Below are 17,593 nucleotides of genomic sequence, written 5' to 3' on the forward strand. Positions count from 1 at the left end.
CATGTCGAAATTTTTTATCGACCGTCCGATTTTCGCTTGGGTAATTGCCCTGGTGATCATGCTGGTCGGGGCACTCTCGATTCTCAAACTTCCGATCAACCAATACCCGAGCATTGCGCCTCCGGCCATTGCGATCCAGGTCACCTACCCAGGCGCGTCCGCACAAACCGTGCAGGACACCGTGGTGCAGGTCATCGAACAACAGCTCAACGGTATCGATAACCTGCGTTATGTCTCCTCGGAAAGTAACTCCGACGGCAGCATGACCATTACCGCGACCTTCGAGCAGGGCACCAACTCCGATACCGCGCAGGTTCAGGTCCAGAACAAACTGAACCTGGCCACCCCGCTGCTGCCGCAAGAAGTGCAGCAACAGGGTATCCGCGTGACCAAGGCAGTGAAAAACTTCCTGTTGGTGATCGGCGTGGTATCTCGCGACGGCAGCATGACCAAGGACGACCTGTCCAACTACATCGTGTCGAACATGCAGGACCCGATCTCGCGGACCGCCGGTGTCGGTGACTTCCAGGTCTTCGGTTCCCAGTACGCGATGCGTGTCTGGCTCGACCCTGCCAAGCTGAACAACTTCAACCTGACGCCAGTGGACGTAAAAGCGGCCATCGCGGCGCAGAACATCCAGGTGTCCTCCGGTCAACTGGGCGGCCTGCCTGCTGCGCCCGGCCAGCAGTTGAACGCCACCATCATCGGCAAGACCCGTCTGCAGACTGCCGAGCAGTTCAACAAGATCCTGCTCAAAGTCAACAAGGACGGCTCGCAAGTACGCCTGTCCGATGTCGCCGATGTAGGCCTGGGCGGTGAAAACTACAGCATCAACGCCCAGTTCAACGGCGCACCGGCTTCCGGTCTGGCGGTGAAACTGGCCAACGGTGCCAACGCCCTCGACACCGCGAAAGCGCTGCGCAACACCATCAACACGCTCAAGCCGTTCTTCCCGCAAGGCATGGAAGTGGTGTTCCCGTACGACACCACCCCGGTGGTGACCGAGTCGATCAAGGGCGTGGTTGAAACCCTGGTCGAAGCGATCGTGCTGGTGTTCCTGGTGATGTTCCTGTTCCTGCAGAACTTCCGCGCCACCGTCATCACCACGATGACCGTGCCGGTGGTGTTGTTGGGGACATTCGGGATCCTCGCGGCGTTCGGTTTCAGCATCAACACCCTGACCATGTTCGGCATGGTGCTGGCCATCGGCTTGCTGGTGGACGATGCCATTGTCGTGGTGGAAAACGTCGAACGGGTCATGAGCGAAGAAGGCCTGTCACCCAAGGAGGCCACCAAGAAATCCATGGGGCAGATCCAGGGTGCACTGGTCGGTATCGCCCTGGTGCTGTCGGCGGTACTGCTGCCGATGGCGTTCTTCAGTGGCTCTACCGGTGTGATCTACAAGCAATTCTCGATCACCATCGTCTCGGCCATGGCCCTGTCGGTACTGGTTGCGCTGATCTTCACCCCGGCACTGTGCGCCACCATGCTCAAGGCAATTCCGAAAGGCGAGCACGGCACGCCGAAACGCGGCTTCTTCGGCTGGTTCAACCGCAGCTTTGACCGTGGCGTCAAAAGCTACGAGCGTGGCGTGGGCAACATGCTGACGCACAAGGCGCCGTACCTGCTGGCCTACTTGATCATTGTCGTCGGCATGATCTGGCTGTTCACCCGCATTCCAACGGCGTTCCTCCCGGAAGAAGACCAAGGCGTGCTGTTTGCCCAGGTGCAGACCCCGGCCGGCTCCAGCGCCGAACGCACGCAGGTGGTGATCGATGAGATGCGCTCCTACCTGCTGGACAAGGAATCGAGCGCCGTGGCCTCGGTGTTTACCGTCAACGGCTTCAACTTCGCCGGTCGCGGCCAAAGCTCGGGCCTGGCGTTCATCATGCTCAAGCCGTGGGATCAGCGGGATGCGGAAAACAGCGTGTTCAAACTCGCCGCCCGCGCCCAGCAGCACTTCTTCACCTTCCGCGATGCGATGGTGTTCGCCTTTGCGCCACCGGCGGTATTGGAGCTGGGTAACGCCACCGGTTTCGACGTATTCCTGCAAGACCGCGCCGGCATCGGTCACGACAAGTTGATGGAGGCTCGCAACCAGTTCCTCGGCATGGCGGCACAGAGCAAGGTGCTTTATCAGGTGCGTCCGAACGGCCTGAACGACGAGCCGCAATACCAGCTGGAAATCGATGACGAGAAAGCCAGTGCACTGGGCCTGACCCTCACCGACATCAACAGCACCCTGTCGATTGCCTTGGGTAGTAGCTACGTCAACGACTTCATCGACCGTGGTCGGGTGAAGAAGGTCTACGTGCAAGGTCAACCCGGTTCGCGGATGAGCCCGGAAGACATCAAGAAATGGTATGTGCGCAACGCCGCCGGAACCATGGTGCCCTTCTCCGCCTTCGCCAAGGGCGAGTGGATTTACGGTGCACCGAAGCTCTCGCGTTACAACGGCGTAGAAGCGATGGAAATCCTCGGTGCCCCGGCCCCGGGCTATTCCACCGGTGAAGCCATGGCGGAAGTCGAAGCCCTGGCCAAGAAACTGCCGGCCGGTGTCGGTATTTCCTGGACCGGTCTGTCATACGAAGAACGGCTATCGGGCTCACAGGCGCCGGCGCTGTATGCGTTGTCGCTGCTGATGGTGTTCCTGTGCCTGGCTGCGCTGTACGAAAGCTGGTCGATTCCGATCGCGGTGATGCTGGTGGTGCCGTTGGGGATCATCGGGGCACTGTTGGCCACCAGTCTGCGGGGACTCTCCAATGACGTTTACTTCCAGGTGGGCCTGTTGACAACCATCGGTCTGGCAGCGAAAAACGCCATTCTGATCGTCGAGTTCGCCAAGGAACTGCATGAGCAAGGGCGTAGCCTTCGCGAAGCGGCGATTGAAGCGTGCCGGATGCGTTTGCGACCGATCATCATGACCTCGCTGGCCTTCGTGCTCGGTGTGGTACCGCTGGCGATTTCCACGGGCGCCGGTTCAGGTAGCCAGCATGCAATCGGTACGGGCGTTATTGGCGGTATGATCACCGCCACCGTCCTGGCGATCTTCTGGGTCCCACTGTTCTTCGTTACCGTGTCGTCCATTGGCCAGCGCAAAAAAGCCGACCAGGATGACGCAATTGAACCTTCTAAAGAGGCTGGCCAATGAGCAAGTCGCTACTCTCCATCGCCGTTGCCGCCTTCGTGCTGAGCGGCTGCTCGCTGATTCCCGACTATCAGCAACCTGAGGCACCGGTGGCGGGCCAATACCCGCAAGGTCCGGCGTACTCGTCGGCCCAGGCGCCGAATCAGGCCGCTGCGGAACAGGGCTGGAAGCAGTTTTTCCATGACCCGGCACTGCAACAGCTGATTCAGGTGTCGCTGGAAAACAACCGTGACCTGCGTGTTGCGGCCCTGAACATCGACGCGTTCGCGGCTCAATACCGCATCCAGCGCGCCGATCTGTTCCCGGCCGTTTCGGCCAATGGCACCGGCAGCCGTCAGCGTCTTCCGGCTGACGCGTCGCAGACCGGTCAAGCGGGCATCAGCAGTTCCTACTCCGCTACGGTCGGTATCAGTGCTTATGAACTCGACCTGTTCGGTCGGGTTCGCAGCCTCAGCGAAGAAGCCCTTCAGAAGTACTTCGCGACAGAAGAAGGCCGTCGCAGCACGCAGATCAGTCTGGTGGCCAGCGTGGCCAATGCCTACCTGACCTGGCAGGCCGACAAGGAACTGCTGAAACTCACCCAGGACACCCTCGGTGCGTTCGAGGAGAGCTACAAGCTCACCGCGCGCAGCAACGAAGTCGGTGTGGCCTCGGCCCTGGACCTGGCCCAGTCGCGCACCTCGGTGGAAAACGCCCGGGCGCAACTGGCCAAGTACACCCGTCAGGTGGCGCAGGACGAAAACAGCCTGGTGCTGCTGCTCGGCACCGGCATCCCGGCCAATCTGCGAGAAGCCAAACCGCTGTCTGACGACCTGCTGAGCGACGTACCGCCCGGTCTGCCATCGGACTTGCTGCAACGTCGTCCGGATATTCTCCAGGCCGAGTACAACCTGAAAGCTGCCAACGCCAACATCGGCGCGGCACGGGCGGCGTTCTTCCCGAGCATCAGCCTGACGGCCAATGCCGGGACCCTGAGCCCGGACTTGTCCGGTCTGTTCAAGGGCGGCTCGGGCACCTGGTTGTTCTCGCCGCAGATCAACCTGCCGATCTTCAATGCCGGCAGCCTGCGCGCCAGCCTGGATTACTCGAAAATCCAGAAAGACATCGGCGTGGCGAACTACGAGAAGTCCATTCAAACGGCCTTCCAGGAAGTCGCCGACGGCCTGGCCGCCCGCCAGACCTACACCGATCAGCTGCAGGCGCAGCGTGATTTCGTCACCGCCAACCAGGACTACTACCGTCTGGCCGAGCGTCGCTACCGTATCGGTGTCGACAGCAACCTGACCTTCCTCGACGCCCAGCGTCAGTTGTTCAGCGCCCAGCAGGTGCTGATCACTGATCGTCTGGCGCAGCTGATCAGTGCGGTCAATCTGTACAAGGCACTGGGTGGTGGCTGGAACGAGCAGACGGCGAAAGTCGAACCGCTGAAAGAAGAAGCGCCGAAGATGAAGTTGTTCTGATAGCGCTGTAAGACAAGAGGCCCACCTTTTGGTGGGCTTTTTGTTGCCTGCGGGAAAAGGTGTGGTGTCAGTAATGGCCTCTTCGCGGTCAAGCCTCGCTCCTGCAGTGTCCGCGCCGAATCATATTCCATGAAACCCGCACACCCCGTAGGAGCGAGGCTTGCCCGCGAAGACGCCAGCCCATAAACACAAAAACCTCAGACCAACATGCGTTCGATAACCGCCCAAAACCCGCTTTCCCCGATTGAACCCTCCAGCCCATCCCCCGCACCATTCGTCGCACAAGACCAATAACATCAGGTTCGACACCATGCCCCCGCGCCCTGCCCTGTCCGGCTGACCCCACCCCGTTTTTCACGATATCGAATCCCTTGTCTGCAACGTCCACGTTGCGGCAGCGCACCGTTTCATCCCTAACAATTAGAGAGACCCGAGCCCATGACGCCTTCCACCACGCCGTACTACTTCCCAAGCCTGATAGCCATCGCCTTGGCCTGCGCGGCCCTGCCTGCCATGGCCGAGGAGTCGGGTTTTGTCGAAGGTGCCAAGGTCAACCTGAACCTGCGCAATTTCTACATCAACCGCAACTTCACCAACCCGACCAAAGCCCAGGGCAAGGCTGAAGAATGGACACAAAGTTTCATTCTCGACGCCAAATCCGGCTTCACCCAAGGCACCGTCGGCTTCGGCATGGATGTGCTGGGCTTGTATTCGGTGAAGCTCGACGGCGGCAAAGGCACGGGCGGGACTCAGTTGCTGCCGCTGGATCACGACGGTCGCCCGGCGGACAGCTTTGGTCGCACCAACGTGGCGTTCAAGGCCAGGTTGTCGCAGACCGAAATCAAGGTCGGTGAATGGATGCCGGTGCTGCCGATCCTGCGCTCGGACGACGGTCGCTCCCTGCCGCAAACCTTTCGTGGCGGCCAGATCACCTCGAAAGAAATCGCCGGCCTGACGCTCTACGGCGGCCAGTTCCGCGCCAACAGCCCCCGTGACGACAGCAGCATGAGCGATATGTCGATGACCGGAAAACCGGCGTTTACCTCCGACCGCTTCAACTTCCAGGGCGGCGAATACGCCTTCAACGACAAGCGCACCCAGATCGGTGTGTGGAACGCCGAACTCAAGGACATCTACAGCCAGCAGTACGTGAACCTGATTCACAGCCAGCCCCTCGGCGACTGGACCCTCGGCGCCAACCTGGGTTTCTTCTATGGCAAGGACGATGGCAGTGCCCGGGCCGGCGATCTGGACAACAAGACCTGGTCGGGCCTGTTCTCGGCCAAATACGGCGGCCACACCTTCTACGTCGGCCTGCAAAAACTCACCGGCGACAGCGCCTGGATGCGGGTCAATGGCACCAGCGGCGGCACCCTGGCCAACGACAGTTACAACGCCAGTTATGACAATGCGAAAGAAAAATCCTGGCAGGTACGGCATGACTACAACTTCGTCGCCCTCGGCATCCCCGGTCTGACCCTGATGAACCGCTACATCAGCGGCGACAACGTGCACACCGGCACAATCACCGACGGCAAGGAGTGGGGCCGCGAAAGCGAATTGGGCTACACCGTGCAAAGCGGCGCGCTCAAAGACCTCAACGTCAAATGGCGCAACTCGACCATTCGTCGGGACTTCAGCAACAACGAGTTCGATGAGAACCGGTTGATCGTCAGCTATCCGATCAGTTTGTTGTAACCGCACCCTGGCAGCGGTCGAAATCAAAAGGCCGCTGCCTGTAACCACCTGTCGGCTTGCCTGGCGTTTTGCGAGTGGGCAGATACAGTCAAAAAGCGTATTTAATTCTCCATCACTGCTGTAGGAGCCCCTGTTTTCTTCCGTTATCTCCGGATGCTGTACGCGAAGCTGCCATGACCCAGGAGGTCAGGTATGAGCAAGCGAATAGTTATCGTCGGTGGCGGCGTTGGTGGAACCATGCTGGCCAATCAACTGGCCAGCAAGCTGTATCCGGAAATCCTGCGCGGCGAAGTCTCGATTGCACTGCTGTCCAATTCCCCCGATCACTTCTATAAACCTGCGTTCATGTACGTGGCGTTCAACCTGTTCTTTGAAGAAGAACTCAAGCGCCCGGAACGTTCACTGTTGCGCCCGGAAATCGAGTTCCATGTCGATGAAGTCGTGCGTTTCGATTTCAACCGACAACACCTGCAAACCCGCAGCGGCAAGCGGTACGGCTATGACTTTTTAGTCATCGCCACCGGATGCGTGCCGGCCCCGGAACGTATCGAAGGCTTGAAAGAAGCCGGCGATCATTTCTATCAGTACGCGCCCGCCAGACAACTGGCGCAAAAACTGAGCACGATCGAAAAAGGCCGCATCTTCATTACCGTGTCCTTCCCGAAAACACCCAATGTCCCGCATCAATGCGGTATCGCGCCCGTCGAAACCACATTGATGCTCGATGATTTCTTGCGGCGTCGTGGGGTGAGAGACCAGGTGGAAATCGTCTACACCTACCCGACCACGGCTCAACTACTGCGCAACTGCCTGTTCCTGCAACGCCCGACCGGGGAAATTCTGCCGGGTATCTTTGAACAGAAAAATATTCGCTTTCAACGCGGCTTCACGCTCAAACGAGTCGATCCGGATAAAAAAATCGCGTACTCCGAGGAAGGTGACGAGCAACCCTTCGACATTCTGATGGCGACACCACCGATCAGGGCCGTGGACGCTGTGCTTGAGTCCGGCGCCTCGCAAGCGCCCAACGACGAAGGCTGGCTGCCGACCCACCATGAAACGTTGCAGGTCTACGGCCTGGAAAACGTCTACGTCATCGGTGATACCGTCGACTTGCCTGTCAGCAAAGCCGGCGGGGCATGCCATAACCAGGCGCCGGTGATCGCCAACAACATCGCTGCCGAAATTCGTCTGGGCACCCCCATCGCCGTCTACGACGGACGTGTTCAGGCCGTGGCACAAATGGGCCTGGATGCCGGCATGCCGCTTTGGTACGACTACCAGCACGATGTCCGGCCCACCCCGGCCACCAAGCTCGGCGGGTTGCTCAGAAACGGATTCAACCGTGGACTGTACTGGGCGGTTGCCCGCGCAATGCTTTGATCGGCCCGGGGAGAGGAGTAAATCGTAATGAACGTCTCAAATGAATCAATCACACCCCCCATCAGCCCTGGATCAGACGCGCTGATGGAAAAGCTCAAACCGTTGATTGACGGCGGTCGACTGGACAACCTGGTGGACCTGCTTTCACTGATCAGCGACCTCGTCGATCTACTGGACCCGGCCATGGTGGAGAAACTGGCGCGGCTGTTCGAAGGCGCGACCGAGGCAACCTGGAGCGTCAGCAATGCCGTGCGCATGGCAAAAGCCGATAGCACAGCAAACGAGCAGCCCCCTGGCTTTTACCAGCTACTGAAATTGTTGCGCGAACCCGACACACGACGAGGGGTGGGGTTTGCACTCAAAACCCTCAACGTCATTGGAAGACAACTTTGAACGTCCAGAGAGGACAACCTCATGAGCACCAAACTGCAAAGAGCAAGGACGGCTGACTGGGACGCCACGGCCTACCAGCAATTCTCCCGGCTTCGACAACGACCGGTTAACGAGCTGATCAACCGCGTCAACCTTGAAAACCCCAAACGCATCTACGACCTCGGCTGTGGCACCGGCATTGCGACTCAAGCTTTGGCCAAACGCTGGCCTCGTGCGCACCTGATGGGCATCGACAGTTCGGAGCAAATGCTTCAGGAGGCCAGAGGCTTGCCGATCAAGGCGCTGTGGAAGCAGTGCGATCTACAGAACTGGCAGCCGGAGCAACCCGCCGACCTGCTCTTTGCCGCCGCCGTGCTGCACTTCATCGACAGTCACGAACAGTTGCTGCCGCGCTTGCTCGATTATCTCAACCCGGGTGGTTGTCTGGCGGCGCACATGCCCGACTGGCGGGATGCGGTGTGGTATCAGCTGGTGCTCGACACCCTCAACGATGGAGGCTCCGACGGCAAACCGCTCGGCTCCCCGCAAGTGCGCGAGAGGATGGCGGCGCGGCCGTTGCTGTCACTGGAAAATTACCACCGGTTGCTCGCACCGATTACCCGGACGCTGGACATCTGGGAAACCGAGCAGTTGCAGGTCGTGGACGGCAAGTCGCCGATTTATGACTGGATCAAGGTCTCGGCCTTGCGGGCGGTGATGCAAGGCTTGAAGGATGACGAACAGGCGCGGTTCATTTATCACTTCATGATGCGGGTGCATGCGCATTACCCGCGAGAATACGATGGGCGCACGCTGTTTCCGTTCAAGCGGATCTTCATTGTCGCCACCGTTTGACCCTGTGGTCGCCGCGCTTGCCCGCGATGGCGGTGTGTCATTCACCATCAATGCAAGCCGACCCACCGCGATCGCGAGCAGGCTCGCTCCCACACGGGTCCTGTGTGAACACAAGTCATGTACTCACCGGACATCGCCCGCAGGAGCGAGCCGGCTCGCGATGGCGTCAGCTCAGACACCGCAAATCGCCAGGATCACTCCCGCGATTCAACCCCAAGCTCATCCCACACCGACTCCGCCAAATGGAACGTCGCATTGGCCGCCGGGATGCCGCAGTAGATCGCGCTCTGCATGATCACTTCCTTGATCTCGCCGCGGGTCACGCCGTTGTTGGCGGCGGCGCGCAGGTGCAGTTTGAGTTCTTCGTTGCGGTTCATGCCGATCAGCATGGCGATGGTGATCAGGCTGCGGGTATGGCGTGGCAGGCCCGGCCGGGTCCAGATGTCGCCCCACGCGTGGCGGGTGATCATTTCCTGGAACTCCGAGTTGAACTCGGTCAGGGCATTCAGGCTGCGATCGACATGGGCGTCGCCGAGCACCGCGCGACGGACTTCCAGGCCTTCGTCGTAACGTTGTTTCTCGTCCACAACAATCCCCTTAATCAGCTGACAAAAACGTCAGGACCCGGTCACTGAACGCAGCACCGGCCTGAACGTTGGACAAGTGCGCGGCGTAGAACTCGGCGTATTCGGCGCCCGGCACATGCTCCTGAATAAAGTGCCCTCCGGACGGTGGCGTGACCGCGTCTTCGGTGCCGGCAATGACCAGCAGCGGCACCTTGATCGCGGACAGCTGATCACGGAAGTCGGCGTCGCGCACGGCGGCGCAGTTGGCGGCATAACCCTCTGGCGAAGTGGCCGCGAGCATGTCGGTAATCCGCTTCGCGGCGGCCGGGTTAGCCTCGGCAAAGTCAGGGGTAAACCAGCGCGCAATCGACGCATCGCGCAAGGCGACCATGGCCGCCTGACCGTCACGCAGCACGGTTTCGATCCGTGGATTCCACACCGATGGATCGCCGATTTTCGCGGCGGTGTTGCACACCACCAACTTATTCAATCGATCACCGGCATTGATGCCCAGCCATTGGCCGATCAGGCCACCCATGGACAGACCGCAAAAATGCGCGCGTTCGATGTGCAGCGCATCCAGCAGCGCCAGCACGTCGTGGCCCAGTTGCTCGATGCTGTATGGCCCCGGCGTGACCAGCGATTTTCCGTGGCCACGGGTGTCGAAACGCAGCACCCGGAAATGCTCGGAGAACGCGGCGATCTGCGCGTCCCACATGTGCAGGTCGGTGCCCAGCGAGTTGGACAGCACCAGCACCGGTGCATCCGCCGGGCCATCAAGTTGGTAATGCAGTTCGCCCTCGGCGAGTTGTACAAAAGCCACAGCAATCTCCTTCAGGCAGTCAACGCAGAATGTTCAGCCACCGCTCGCTCGACCCAGGTATGGGCCTGACCAAGGTAATGGGCGGGGTCCAGCAGATGATCGAGTTCCAGGGCCGACAACTCGGCGGTCACTTGCGGCTCTTCGCCGAGCACCGCTCGCAGATGACGTTGCTCGGCCACCGCACGTTTGCAGCAGCGCTCCAGCAGATGGTGCGCAGTGTCGCGGCCAACCCGTTGGGCGAGGACGATGCTCACCGCCTCGGCCAGCACCAGGCCTTGGGTCAGGTCGAGGTTGCGGGCCATGCGGTCGGCGTCCACTTCCAGCCCGTCCGCCACCAGCAGCGCTTGCTTGAGGCTGCCGGACACCAGGCAGCAAATCTCCGGCAGGGTTTCCCATTCGGCATGCCACAGGCCCAGGCTGCGCTCGTGTTCCTGAGGCATGGCGCTGAACAGGGTCGAGAGCAGGCCGGGAACGCGGGTCGCCGCACCGATCAGCACCGCGGCGCCTACGGGGTTGCGTTTGTGCGGCATGGTCGAGGAACCGCCCTTGCCCGGTGCCGACGGCTCGAACACTTCGCCGGCTTCGGTCTGCATCAACAGACTGATGTCGCGGCCGAGTTTGCCGAGGCTGCCGGCGATCAAACCGAGTACCGCGCCGAACTCCACCAACCGGTCTCGCTGGGTGTGCCAGGGTTGGTCCGGCAGGGTCAGTTGCAGCTCACCGGCCAAGGCTTCGGCAATCGGCATCGCTTGCTCGCCGAGGGCTGCCAGGGTTCCGGAGGCGCCGCCAAATTGCAGCACCAGCAACCGAGGTTTAAGTTCTTGCAGACGTTGGCGGCTGCGAGTGACGGCGCCCAGCCAACCGGCGATTTTCATGCCGAGGGTGACGGGTGTGGCGTGCTGCAACCAGGTGCGCCCGGCCAGCGGCGTGGCGACGAAGCGTAACGCCTGGGTCGCCAAGGTTTCGCCCAGTTGCGCCAGATCGCTTTCGATCAGCGCCAGCGCGCGGCGCAGTTGCAGCACCAGGCCCGTGTCCATTACGTCCTGACTGGTGGCGCCCAGATGCACGTAGCGTTCTGCTTCGGCATCGTTGGCGGCGATCTGTTTACCCAACGCCTTGACCAACGGAATCGCCGAATTGCCCGCTGTGGCAATCGCCTCGCCGAGTGCTGAAAAGTCGTAATGCCCAGCCTGACAAGCCGCTGCGATCGAGGCGGCAGCCGACAGCGGAATCAAACCCGCGCTCGCCTCGGCCCGCGCCAGTGCCGCTTCGAAATCAAGCATGGCCTGCACCCGGCCTTGATCACAAAACACCTCACGCATATCGCGTGCCGTGAAATAGGCATCGAACAATTGATTGCCCGGTCGCTGATTCATAGACAGTCCCTGAAGGCGTGGGCCGGTCGGGCCCACGCGGATGGATCAAAGGTCGTGGTGCAAATACTTGGCCTGTTTCGGCAGGCGCAGGCTGAACAGGAACGCCACCGCCATCATCACCGTCACGTACCAGTAGAAGGAGTTTTCAATGCCCGCGGCTTTAAGGCTCAGGGCGACGTATTCCGCCGAACCACCGAAGATCGCGTTGGCCACCGCATACGCCAGGCCGACACCGAGTGCGCGCACTTCCGGCGGGAACATCTCGGCTTTTACCAGGCCACTGATGGAGGTGTAGAAACTGACGATCGCCAGCGCCACGGTAATCAGCACAAAGGCCAGGAACGGACTGCTGACACTTTTCAGGCTCAGCAGAATCGGCACAGTACACAACGTACCCAATGCACCGAACCACAGCATCGAGTTACGGCGGCCGATCTTGTCCGCGAGCATGCCGAACAGCGGCTGCATGCACATATAAAGGAACAGCGTGCCGGTCATGATGTAACTGGCGGTCTTGGCGTGCATGCCGGCGGTGTTCACCAGGTACTTCTGCATGTACGTGGTGAACGTGTAGAAAATCAGCGAGCCACCGGCGGTGTAACCGAGCACGGTAATAAAGGCCGCTTTATGGTCGCGGAACAACGCGCGAATGCTGCCGGCGTCCTTGTTTTCACGCATTTCCTTGCTGGTGGTTTCCTTGAGCGAACGACGCAGGAACAGCGAGATCAATGCAGCCACTGCGCCGACCACAAACGGGATCCGCCAGCCGTAGGCACGCAGGTCATCTTCAGTGAGGAACTGTTGCAGGACCACCACCAGCGACACCGCCAGCAACTGCCCGCCAATCAGCGTCACGTACTGGAACGAGGCGAAGAACCCGCGCTGGCCCTTGAGGGCGACTTCGCTCATGTAGGTTGCGGTGGTGCCGTACTCACCGCCCACCGACAAGCCCTGCAGCAAACGGGCGAACAACAGCATGATCGGCGCCCAGACGCCGATGTCCTTGTAGGTCGGCAGGCAGGCGATGAGCAACGAACCGAAACACATCATCAGAATCGAGATCAGCATCGAATTCTTGCGCCCGTGCTTGTCCGCGACACGGCCGAAAATCCAGCCGCCAATCGGCCGCATCAGAAACCCGGCCGCAAACACGCCGGCGGTATTCACCAACTGCACAGTCGGGTTATCGGACGGGAAAAAGGCCGGCGCAAAGTAGATCGCACAAAAGGCGTAGACGTAGAAGTCGAACCATTCAACGAGGTTGCCGGACGAGGCGCCGACAATGGCGAAGATCCGTTTGCTGCGCTCTTCGCCGGTGTAGTGCGCTGGAATAGCGGTAGGAGTTGTCATTGTTTTTCACTCTTTGGGGACCATGACATTCTAGACACACTTTGCAACAGTCCCGTTCCACAGTTGGCAATACTGTCCTCTGTAAGGAGTGAGCCTGCTCGCGATGGCGGAGTGTCATTCAGCACTGAAGGCACTGATACACCGCCATCGCGAGCAGGCTCACTCCTACAGGGATCTGCGGTGTTTTCAGTAGTCGAAGAACACAGTCTCGGCATCGGTACCTTGCAGGATCACATTCCACTGATAAACACCCGACGCATCCTGCTTCGCCAGCAACGTACCCCGGCGCTCGGCCGGCACACACTCCAGCAACGGGTCGTCGACGTTCGCCGGTTCGCCCTCAAAGTAAATCCGCGTCAGCAAGTGCTTCACCAACCCGCGAGCGAACACCAGCACCACCAGGTGCGGCGCCTGGGTCGAGCCCTTCAGGCCTTCCACCGTTCCGGGTTTGATCGTGGTGAAACGAAAGCGCCCTTCGGCGTCCACCGGCACCCGGCCGAAGCCTTCGAAATTCGGGTCCAGGGGTTTGGCCTGGTCGTCTTCGGGGTGGTCGTACTTGCCGGCGGCGTTGGCCTGCCAGACTTCCAGCATCGCGTCGTTAACGAAATCGCCATTGCCATCGACGACTTGCCCGGTGATCGCCACGCGCTCGCCCAGGGTTTGTTCGACCGTCAGGTCTTCGCGGTTCAGCCAGGTCAAACCAATGTGGTAATACGGCCCGACGGTGTGGGATGTGGTCGCGTTCAGCGTCATCTTATTTCTCCATCGGCGTGGCTTCACGGCCGCGCAAGACGATGTCCCAGCGATAGCCGAGTGCATAGGAAGGGATGGTTTTTTCCAGGTCGAAACTGGCGATCAAACGCTCTTTGGCGCTGGTGTCCGGTACGCAGTTGTAGATCGGGTCATAAGCCAGCAGCGGGTCGCCGGGGAAATACATCTGCGTGACCAGCCGCGTCAGGATGCTCGGCCCAAACAGCGAGAAATGAATGTGCGCCGGACGCCAGGCGTTGTGGTGGTTGCCCCACGGGTAAGCGCCGGGCTTGATGGTCTGGAATTGATACCAACCATCGGCGTCGGTCACGGTGCGACCGGTACCGGTGAAGTTCGGGTCCAGCGGCGCGTCGTGCAGGTCGCGGGCATGGTTGTAGCGCCCGGCGGCATTGGCCTGCCAGATCTCCACCAGAATCCCCGGCACCGGCAAGCCGTCTTCATCCAGCACGCGGCCGTGGATGATGATGCGCTCGCCCAACGGTTCGCCCGCGTGCTGCACCGTCAGGTCGTTGTCCTTCTCGTTGATACGCTCGGCGCCGATTGTCGGGCCGGTAATTTCCGACAACGAATGCGGCAAAAACACCAACGGCTTGGACGGCGCGCGAAGGTTGGTGGATTGATAAGTCGGGTGCAGGTAGTCCGGCTGGGTGCCTTCCTGCGGGCGACGGTAACCAGGCTTGTCAGTCATTTCGCTTTCCTCTGTTCTTATTAGTCTGCCGGGCGTCAGACGCGTTCGATGGCCAAGGCCAGACCCTGGCCGACACCGACGCACATGGTCGCCAGGCCTTTGTTGCCGCCCGTTTTTTCAAGCTGATGCAACGCGGTCAGGACCAGGCGCGCACCGCTCATGCCCAACGGATGGCCCAAGGCAATGGCGCCACCGTTCGGGTTGACCTGGGCCGCGTCGTCCGCCAAGCCCAGCTCACGCAGTACCGCTAACCCTTGGCTGGCAAAGGCTTCATTGAGTTCGATCACATCGAAATCGCTGACGGCCAGCCCGAGGCGCTCGGTCAATTTGCGCACCGCCGGCACCGGGCCGATGCCCATTACCCGTGGCGCGACACCGGCGCTCGCCATACCCAGCACTTTGGCGCGGGCGGTCAGGCCGTGTTTCTTCACTGCTTCAGCGGAGGCCAGAATCAACGCCGCTGCGCCGTCGTTCACACCGGAAGCGTTGCCGGCGGTGACGGTTTTGCCTGGACCGTTGACGGGCTTCAGCTTGGCCAGGGTTTCCAGCGTGGTGTCGGCACGAGGATGCTCATCCTGGCTGACGACGGTTTCGCCGTTCTTGTGGGCAACCCGCACTTCGACGATTTCTTCAGCGAAAAATCCTGCAGCTTGCGCGGCGGCTGTGCGCTGCTGGCTGCGCAGGGCGAAAGCGTCCTGATCCTCGCGAGACACTTCGTAATCGTCGGCCACGTTGTCGGCGGTCTGCGGCATCGCATCGACGCCGTATTGCGCTTTCATCAACGGGTTGATGAAGCGCCAGCCGATGGTGGTGTCTTCCAGCTTCATGTTGCGCGAGAACGCCGCATCGGCCTTGCCCATCACGAAGGGTGCGCGGGACATCGACTCGACGCCGCCGGCAATTGCCAGTTCCATTTCGCCACTGGCGATTGCGCGGAAGGCAGTGCCGATCGCATCCATACCCGAGGCGCAGAGGCGATTGAGCGTGACGCCGGGAATGCTTTCCGGCAGCCCGGCCAGCAACAGCGCCATGCGGGCGACGTTGCGGTTGTCTTCGCCGGCCTGGTTGGCGCAGCCGAGGAACACCTCGTCCACTGCGTTCCAGTCCACCGACGGGTTGCGTTCCATCAAGGCCTTGATCGGCACGGCGGCGAGGTCGTCTGCACGCACCGCTGACAAGCCGCCGCCGAAACGGCCGATGGGGGTGCGAATCGCATCGCAGATATAAACGTCGCGCATCACGCTTCTCCCGGTGTCTGGTCGTGGGCGGCGGCGGTGCGGGCTTCCAGATCCCTGAGCGCCTTAAGCTCAACATCCGTTGGCTCAGCCGTATTTTCGACATTTCCTGCGAAGCGAATTGCCCAACCGGTGGCGGCAATCACTTGCTCGCGAGTCACGCCCGGGTGCAGCGCGGTGACCACGAATTCATGGGTGTCCGCTTCGGGCTCCATGATGCACAGGTCGGTAATGATGCCGACTGGCCCGGCGCCCGGAAGGCCGAGACGCTTGCGCGAATCACCGCCCTCGCCATGACCGACCGAGGTGATGAAGTCGAGTTTGTCGACGAAGGAGCGCGCCGATTGCTTGAGAATGATGAGTACGCTTTTCGCCGAGCCGGCAATTTCCGGCGCGCCACCGGCACCGGGCAGGCGGACTTTCGGTGCGTGGTAATCACCGACCACGGTGGTGTTGATGTTGCCGAAGCGGTCGACCTGCGCGGCGCCGAGAAAACCGACGTCAATGCGCCCGCCCTGCAACCAGTAGCGAAAAATCTCACCGGTCGGGACGACAGTGTCGGCGGTTTCCGCCAGTTCGCCGTCACCGATCGACAGCGGCAGTACGCTTGGCTTGGCACCGATCGGACCCGATTCGTAGATCAGGACCACATCCGGCGAAGACGTCAGGCGCGCCAGGTTGGCGGCTTTCGACGGCAGGCCGATGCCGACGAAGCACACCGAACCGTTCTTCAGGCGGCGGGCAGCGGCGACGGTCATCATTTCGTTGGTGGTGTAAGTCATTACTTGGCCTCCGAAGCAGCGGCCAGTTTGGCCTGGAACTCGCTGAAGTCAGCGCAGCCGTGGATGTATTCGTCGATCCACGCGGTGAAGGTTTCACGGTCGCGGGCAATCGGGTCCCAAGCCTGGTAGAAACGATTGTCGCGCTCGTTGTAACCGTGGGCGTAGGACGGATGCGCGCCGCCAGGCACATGGCAGACCGCGCTCAAGGCCCAGGTCGGCAGCACGCAAGAATTCATTGGTGCATTGAGGTCGTCGACGATTTCCTCGACGGTGACGATGCAACGCTTGGCCGCCAGCGCGGCTTCTTTTTGAACGCCGAGAATGCCCCACAGCAGCACGTTGCCTTTGCGGTCGGCTTTCTGCGCGTGAATCACGGTGATGTCCGGGCGTACCGAAGGCACGGCGGCCAACACTTCGCCGGTGAACGGGCAGGTGACGGTTTTGATCAGCGGGTTGACCTTCGGCAAGTCGGAACCGGCGTAGGCACGCAGTACCGCGAACGGCAGGCCGGAGGCGCCAGCGACGTAGGCATTGGCCAGGTCGGCGTGGCTATGCTCTTCGATTTCCAGCGCGTGCGGCCACTGCTTCTCGACCGCGTCACGCAGACGATGCAGCGAACCGACACCCGGGTTGCCGCCCCAGGAGAAAATCAGCTTGCGAGCACAACCGGCGCCGATCAACTGGTCGTAGATCAGGTCCGGCGTCATCCGCACCAGCGTCAGATCTTTCTTGCCCTGGCGAATGATTTCGTGACCGGCCGCCGTAGGGATCAGGTGAGTGAAGCCTTCGAGCGCGACGGTATCGCCGTCGTTGACGAATTGCTTCACCGCGTCGTGCAGCGAAAGGATTTCAGCCATGGGGCAGGCTCCCGTTTGTGATGAACCGACAGTGGTAGAAAAAGGCGCGATGCGCAGCGCCGGAATGACTGAAGGTTAAGCCTGTGCAAAACGCCAAACAATCCGATAATCGACTAAGTGTTCGTTTATCGAACATATTGTTGTCTCACTATCGATCCCAAAAAGCATCGTCGGAACGCCGCCCGGAGCCGGCTCACTCCTACAGGAGAACGCGATTGACTGTAGGACC

At 60.7% G+C, this 17,593-nt stretch carries 15 protein-coding genes; 6 read left to right on the plus strand and 9 right to left on the minus strand.

Annotation, left to right across the window (positions count from 1 at the left end):
- The first annotated feature begins 1 nt into the window (after window position 1).
- From emhB to FHL16_RS24680, 6 genes are all read left to right on the plus strand, one after another.
- Window positions 2–3,151, plus strand: a complete 3,150-nt coding sequence (gene emhB / locus FHL16_RS24655; protein WP_010462519.1) for an efflux RND transporter permease subunit EmhB — start codon at window positions 2–4, stop codon at window positions 3,149–3,151.
- Window positions 3,148–4,608, plus strand: a complete 1,461-nt coding sequence (emhC, locus tag FHL16_RS24660; RefSeq protein ID WP_077749550.1) for an efflux RND transporter outer membrane subunit EmhC — start codon at window positions 3,148–3,150, stop codon at window positions 4,606–4,608. Before emhB ends, emhC begins: the two co-directional genes overlap by 4 nt.
- A gap of 438 nt (window positions 4,609–5,046) precedes the next feature.
- Complete coding sequence (locus FHL16_RS24665) at window positions 5,047–6,306, plus strand: OprD family porin (protein ID WP_077749551.1); 1,260 nt, start codon at window positions 5,047–5,049, stop codon at window positions 6,304–6,306.
- Window positions 6,307–6,498: 192 nt separating this feature from the next.
- A complete protein-coding gene (locus FHL16_RS24670) occupies window positions 6,499–7,689 on the plus strand; it encodes an NAD(P)/FAD-dependent oxidoreductase (RefSeq protein WP_077749552.1) in 1,191 nt (396 codons plus the stop codon).
- A gap of 27 nt (window positions 7,690–7,716) precedes the next feature.
- On the plus strand, window positions 7,717–8,082 hold the full coding sequence (locus FHL16_RS24675; protein WP_077749553.1) for a DUF1641 domain-containing protein: 366 nt from the start codon (window positions 7,717–7,719) through the stop codon (window positions 8,080–8,082).
- Between the two features lie 21 nt (window positions 8,083–8,103).
- A complete protein-coding gene (locus tag FHL16_RS24680) occupies window positions 8,104–8,916 on the plus strand; it encodes a methyltransferase domain-containing protein (protein ID WP_077749554.1) in 813 nt (270 codons plus the stop codon).
- A gap of 194 nt (window positions 8,917–9,110) precedes the next feature.
- On the opposite strand, the gene pcaC is transcribed toward FHL16_RS24680, so the two are convergent.
- From pcaC to FHL16_RS24725, 9 genes are all read right to left on the minus strand, one after another.
- On the minus strand, window positions 9,111–9,503 hold the full coding sequence (pcaC, locus tag FHL16_RS24685; protein ID WP_010462533.1) for a 4-carboxymuconolactone decarboxylase: 393 nt from the start codon (window positions 9,501–9,503) through the stop codon (window positions 9,111–9,113).
- A 10-nt stretch (window positions 9,504–9,513) separates the two neighbouring features.
- Window positions 9,514–10,305 (minus strand): 3-oxoadipate enol-lactonase, encoded by a 792-nt coding sequence (gene pcaD, locus FHL16_RS24690; RefSeq protein WP_010462535.1) that lies wholly within the window; start codon window positions 10,303–10,305, stop codon window positions 9,514–9,516.
- Window positions 10,306–10,316: 11 nt separating this feature from the next.
- Window positions 10,317–11,681 carry a 3-carboxy-cis,cis-muconate cycloisomerase gene (locus tag FHL16_RS24695; protein WP_077749555.1) on the minus strand — a complete coding sequence of 455 codons (1,365 nt, stop codon included), beginning with the start codon at window positions 11,679–11,681 and terminating at the stop codon, window positions 10,317–10,319.
- A 45-nt stretch (window positions 11,682–11,726) separates the two neighbouring features.
- Complete coding sequence (locus tag FHL16_RS24700; protein ID WP_077749556.1) at window positions 11,727–13,031, minus strand: MFS family transporter; 1,305 nt, start codon at window positions 13,029–13,031, stop codon at window positions 11,727–11,729.
- Window positions 13,032–13,217: 186 nt separating this feature from the next.
- Entirely contained in the window at window positions 13,218–13,784 is a 567-nt protein-coding gene (pcaG, locus tag FHL16_RS24705) for a protocatechuate 3,4-dioxygenase subunit alpha (protein WP_077749557.1), read from the minus strand.
- Between the two features lies 1 nt (window position 13,785).
- On the minus strand, window positions 13,786–14,490 hold the full coding sequence (pcaH, locus tag FHL16_RS24710; protein ID WP_010462543.1) for a protocatechuate 3,4-dioxygenase subunit beta: 705 nt from the start codon (window positions 14,488–14,490) through the stop codon (window positions 13,786–13,788).
- 35 nt (window positions 14,491–14,525) lie between these two features.
- Window positions 14,526–15,731 carry a 3-oxoadipyl-CoA thiolase gene (gene pcaF / locus FHL16_RS24715; RefSeq protein WP_177346253.1) on the minus strand — a complete coding sequence of 402 codons (1,206 nt, stop codon included), beginning with the start codon at window positions 15,729–15,731 and terminating at the stop codon, window positions 14,526–14,528.
- Complete coding sequence (locus FHL16_RS24720; RefSeq protein WP_077749559.1) at window positions 15,728–16,507, minus strand: CoA-transferase subunit beta; 780 nt, start codon at window positions 16,505–16,507, stop codon at window positions 15,728–15,730. Before FHL16_RS24720 ends, pcaF begins: the two co-directional genes overlap by 4 nt.
- Window positions 16,507–17,364: a CoA transferase subunit A gene (locus FHL16_RS24725; RefSeq protein WP_010462548.1), complete on the minus strand. Its 858-nt coding sequence runs from the start codon at window positions 17,362–17,364 to the stop codon at window positions 16,507–16,509. Before FHL16_RS24725 ends, FHL16_RS24720 begins: the two co-directional genes overlap by 1 nt.
- Between the last annotated feature and the right edge of the window lie 229 nt (window positions 17,365–17,593).

This window comes from Pseudomonas sp. FSL W5-0299 (genome assembly GCF_005930655.1).
GTDB classification, from domain to species: Bacteria; Pseudomonadota; Gammaproteobacteria; order Pseudomonadales; family Pseudomonadaceae; genus Aquipseudomonas; species Aquipseudomonas mandelii.